Here is a 4,698-nt window from a genome sequence, read left to right as displayed (position 1 = left end):
GGTCCCCAAACTCACCTACATTCGATCTTGACCCGAAGATCGAATGGTCCCCGTTCTCACCTACATCTGGTCCCCGTTCTCACTTGCAAAGCCAGTGCGCGGATGCTGAACGAGGACACCCTCACCCGCCGCCGCCGGGTCCTCGGCGACGACCACCCCGACGCCCTGAGCTCCGCAGCCAACCTGGCTTCCACGCTGGCCGAGCTCGGTGACCTGCAGCGCGCCCGGGCGCTGGCCGAGGACACCCTCACCCGGATGCGACGGATCCACGGCGACGACTACCCCGACACCCTGGTGTCCGCCGCCAATCTGGTCGCGACGCTGGCCGACCTCGGTGACGTGCGGGGCGCCCGGGCGCTGGCCGAGGACACCCTCATCCGGATGCGGCGGGTCCTCGGCGAGGACCATCCCGAGACTCTGAACTCCGCGAACACCCTGGCTTCCACGCTGGCCGAGCTCGGTGACCTGCAGCGCGCCCGGGAACTCTCCGAGGACACCCTCACCCGCCGCCGCCGGGTTCTCGGCGAGGACCATCCCGACACCCTGTTGTCCACAGCCAACCTGGCCAACAGGCTGACCGACCTCGGTGACGTGTGGGGTGCCCGGGCGTTGGACGAAGACATCCTCACCCGCCGCCGGCGGATCCTCGGCGACGACCATCCCGACACCCTGAACTCCGTAGCCAACCTGGCCAGCCGGTTGGCTGAGCTCGGTGACGTGCGGGGCGCCCGGGCGTTGGACGAAGACACTCTCACGCGCCGCCGGCGGATCCTTGGCGAGGACCATCCCGACACCCTGAACTCCGCGAACAACCTGGCCGCCACGCTGGCTGAGCTCGGTGACGTGCGGGGCGCCCGGGCGCTGGCCGAGGACACCCTCATCCGGATGCGGCGGGTCCTCGGCGTCGACCATCCCGGCACTCGAGACAGCGAGGAGCTCGTGCGTCAGCTGGGCGGCCGGTTGTCGGGACGGCGACGGCTGGGACGGCAGCGTGGCCAGGGCGGGTAGAAATCTCCCCCTGGACCTCGGCCGGCTGGGTTCTGCCTGTGCGGGGCCGGGTGTGCCGTGTGTCGGGGTGGTGCGGTTCGTGGCAGGGTGAGCTGCTATGGGTACGGGGCCCTTGGGGGTAGGGGTAGATGTGTTCGTCTCCTACGCCCGGGCGGACGAGGCATGGGCGACCTGGGTCGCCGAGGTGTTGGAAGCCGAAGGCCGCACGGTGGCCGTGCAGGCGTGGGACTCCCTGGCGGGAACGAACTTCGTCAGCTGGATCAATACGCAGATGGCCGCCGCGAAGCAGACGGTGGCGATCTGCTCGCCGACCTATTTCGCTTCCCACTGGTGCACCCAGGAATGGACTGGAGCACTTGCAGACAACACCCTCCTCCCGCTGCGGGTCGAGGCCTGTGCGATCCCGCCGGTGCTGGCCACGATCGCCTATCGCGACCTGCACGGCCTCGACGAGACCGTCGCACGAGGCCGGCTGCTCGAAGCCGCGGGCCTGGCCCGCCCGACCCGCCGCTCCGGCGGGTTCCCCGGCCGGACGCCGGTGGGAGCGGTGTTCCCCGGCCAGACGCCGGCGGACGCGAGGCCGGGACATGCCAAAGGGTCGGCAGCCCACAGTTCGCCGGTTCCTGCGGGGGCGGTGCGGGTGTCCGATGCCGACCCGTACCGGCTGGGAGTGCACCGAGCGATCCACCTGCCCGGGATCGACGATGACATCCCGCCGGCCTACGTGGACCGCGATATCGACCATTCCCAGAACGGGATCCGTGCCCGACTGCGCACCGCCGCCCACCGGGGCGGATTCGTGCTGCTGGTCGGGGGATCCTCGGTAGGCAAGACCCGCTGCGCCCTCGAAGCCATCCGGGCCGAACTGCCCGACTGGTGGCTGCTCCGTCCCACCAGCCCCACCCAGATCACCGCCCTTGCCGCCGCGTCTCCCGCCCGCATCGTGCTCTGGCTGGACGAGCTCCAGAACTATCTGGGTGGCGAACACGGCCTGACCGCCGCCACAGTCAACGCCCTGCTCGACGCGCCCACCCCGGTTGTGCTTGTGGGCACGATCTGGCCCAGCCGCTACCGCGCCTTCACCACACCCCCGCCCCCCGACACGGACGACGACCCGTACCGGTGGGAACGCGACACTCTGCGCCAAGCCGCCGTCATCGACATCGACGGCCGGTTCACCCCCACCGAGCAGGCCCGCGCCCGCACCATCGCCGCCCACGACCCGCGGATCCAGATCGGGCTGGACAGCCCCGACGACGGGCTGACCCAAACCCTCGCCGCCGGCCCGGAACTGCTACGCAGCTGGACCAGCGCGAAAACCGACGCCCCCTACGCCTGGGCAGCCATCACCGCCGCCCTCGACGCGGCCCGCCTCGGCGCCCGCGCCCCCCTGACCAGCGACCTGCTTCGCGCGGCCGCCCCCGACTACTGCACCCCCCGACAGCAAGCCACCGCCCCACCCCACTGGTTCGAACACGCCCTCGCCTACGCCACCACCCCCATCCACGGCGCCAGCGCCACCCTCAACCTCGTCGGCACCGCCATGGGACAGACCACCGGCTACACCACCGCCGACTACCTCCTCCAACACGCCACCGCGGCCCGCCGCCACCAACGCCCACCCGCCAGCCTCTGGACCGCACTGCGCGACCACATCACCGACCCCGACGACCTCATCCAGGTCAGCAACGCTGCCCTGAACCGGCGGATCTACGCCATCGCCATCCCCCTCCTGCGCCGCCGCGCTGACACCAGCGACGTGGACGCCGCCGGCAGGCTGGCCAGCCTGCTCGCCGAGGTGGGCGAGCATGACGAGCTCCGCGCCCGCGCCGACACCGGCGACGAGCACGCCGCCGACGAGCTGGCCACACTGCTCGCCGCGGCAGGGGAACGCGACGGGTTGCACGCCCGCGCCCAGGCCGGCAGCGGGCCCGCCGCCCGCAGGCTGGCCGACCTGCTCGCCGCGGCAGGGGAGCGGCAGGCCGCGATCGATCTCCTACGTCCCCACGCCGACGCCGGCAACGAACAGGCCGCCGGTCGACTGGCCGAACTGCTGATCAAGGCCGGAGAACGGCAGGCCGCGATCGATCTCCTACGTCCCCACGCCGATACCGGCGACGTGGACGCCGCCATCCGGCTGGTTGATCTGCTGGCCGAGGCGGGGGAACGCGACGAGTTACACGCCCGTGCCCAGGCCGGCAATGCGCACGCCGCTCACAGGCTCGTCGGCCTGCTCACCAAGGCAGGGGATCGGCGGGCCGCCATCGATGTCATCCGCCCTCGCGCCGATGCCGGCGACGAGCACGCTGCCGACGAGCTGGCCATCCTGCTCGCCGAGGTGGGCGAGCACGACGAGCTCCGCGCCCGCGCCGACGCCGGCGACGAGTACGCCGCCGACGAGCTGGCCATCCTGCTCGCCGCGGCAGGGGAACGCGACGAGTTGCACGCCCGCGCCCAGGCCGGCAACTGGCAGGCCTCCTACAGACTGGCCGACCTGCTCGCCACGGCGGGCGAGCACGACGAGCTCCGCGCCCGCGCCGACGCCGGCGATGGGGAGGCCGCCGGTCGGCTGGCCGAGCTGCTGATCATGGCTGGAGAGCGGCAGGCCGCGATTGACATATTCCGCCCCCACGCCGAGACCGGCGGCCTACTCCTCGTCTACGGGCTGATCAACCTGCTAACCGCGGTGGGGGAGCAGCAGGCTGTGACCGACATACTGCGCACCCGTGCCGACGCCGGTGAAGGGCGCGCCGCCCGCCAGCTGGCCGACCTGCTGGCCGAGGCGGGGGACGAACGACTGCGGCGGTACGGATTCGACGCGCACGGACAGATCGCCGACGGGCCGACCTGGTAAGCGGGGCGTCTCGATACCAACCGAGGTGGAACGCGCCTGCCGCGCTGTCTGGCGAGGGCGAAGCCGGTCAGGACCCACAGCGGTGACGGAGCTGGCGCTCCTGCTCGGGGGGCAGATCCCGCATGGTGACCAGGTAGACGCCGATGCCGAGCGCGGAAGCGTCGGCGCGCAGCGCGAAGGCCGCGTCGACGACGTAGTCGCGAACCCGCTGGGCATCCGCGGCATCGATGGCACGTAGATCCATGATGACGGCCAGCCCCGACGACGGAGTCCTCCTCGACGGAAGTCCCGGCCTCGGCGTGGCCGTCCGGGCAGAGATCCGCTCACTGCGGTGCAGGAGGGTGCGTCGCCGTCTACGCCGCTGATCACACATGCGAAGATCAACAATTGGATCCGGGTGTATCAACAGTGTTGACTATCTTCAGACCGGCGTTCCGCGGCATCGCCCGCCACGGCCGCCTCGCCGAGAAACGGCTGTCCGACCGCGCCGTCGCGGACATCCTCGCCCGCCGCGCCGCCGCCGGGCTGACCGGCCACTTCGCCGGGCACTCCACCTGCCGCGACCCGCGCACGAAAAAACCCGGCCCGCGAGGGGGCCGGGTGGGCTAGTTGCCCAGGCTCGCATGCGACGGGTCTGGTGTCAAAGCGGCCTACCATTCGGCTGATCGGGCCGATCTGGGCCGGCAGTTGTGCCGCGGTGAGGTCAGCGGCGCGCAGCTGGTACCACCAGTGCCGGCCGATGCCGGTGTGCGGCGCTCCCCGTAGCGCGCCGGCGGTGTAGCCCTTGCTGGGGTTGACGACCCCGACGGGGACGAGCTCGCGGGCTTGGGCCACCG

At 71.7% G+C, this 4,698-nt stretch carries 3 protein-coding genes and 1 pseudogene; 2 read left to right on the top strand and 2 right to left on the bottom strand.

Annotated elements, in window-relative coordinates:
• The first annotated feature begins 27 nt into the window (after positions 1-27).
• Both B056_RS0107565 and B056_RS45315 read left to right on the top strand, forming a co-directional pair.
• The gene (locus tag B056_RS0107565) at positions 28-1,008 is read left to right on the top strand and encodes a tetratricopeptide repeat protein (protein WP_076784658.1); all 981 of its coding nucleotides are present in this window, start codon (positions 28-30) and stop codon (positions 1,006-1,008) included.
• Between the two features lie 112 nt (positions 1,009-1,120).
• Positions 1,121-3,862 carry a toll/interleukin-1 receptor domain-containing protein gene (locus B056_RS45315; protein WP_268258356.1) on the top strand — a complete coding sequence of 914 codons (2,742 nt, stop codon included), beginning with the start codon at positions 1,121-1,123 and terminating at the stop codon, positions 3,860-3,862.
• A 67-nt stretch (positions 3,863-3,929) separates the two neighbouring features.
• Here the strand turns inward: B056_RS45315 and B056_RS45310 are convergent, their stop codons facing one another.
• A complete protein-coding gene (locus B056_RS45310) occupies positions 3,930-4,235 on the bottom strand; it encodes a cell division protein SepF (protein ID WP_154676901.1) in 306 nt (101 codons plus the stop codon).
• Positions 4,236-4,264: 29 nt separating this feature from the next.
• Positions 4,265-4,698 (bottom strand): annotated as a pseudogene (locus B056_RS44175) (hypothetical protein); the annotation flags it as partial.

Origin of the sequence: Parafrankia discariae (genome assembly GCF_000373365.1) — a bacterium.
GTDB classification, from domain to species: Bacteria; Actinomycetota; Actinomycetes; order Frankiales; family Frankiaceae; genus Parafrankia; species Parafrankia discariae.
The sequence above is the reverse complement of the archived record's forward strand: the minus strand, read 5'-3'. Positions and strand labels throughout refer to the sequence as shown.

What these genes read in the sequence shown, in the direction of transcription:
- B056_RS45310 (WP_154676901.1), bottom strand. Translation starts at nt 4,235, where the DNA reads ATGTGTGATCAGCGGCGTAGACGGCGACGCACCCTCCTGCACCGCAGT.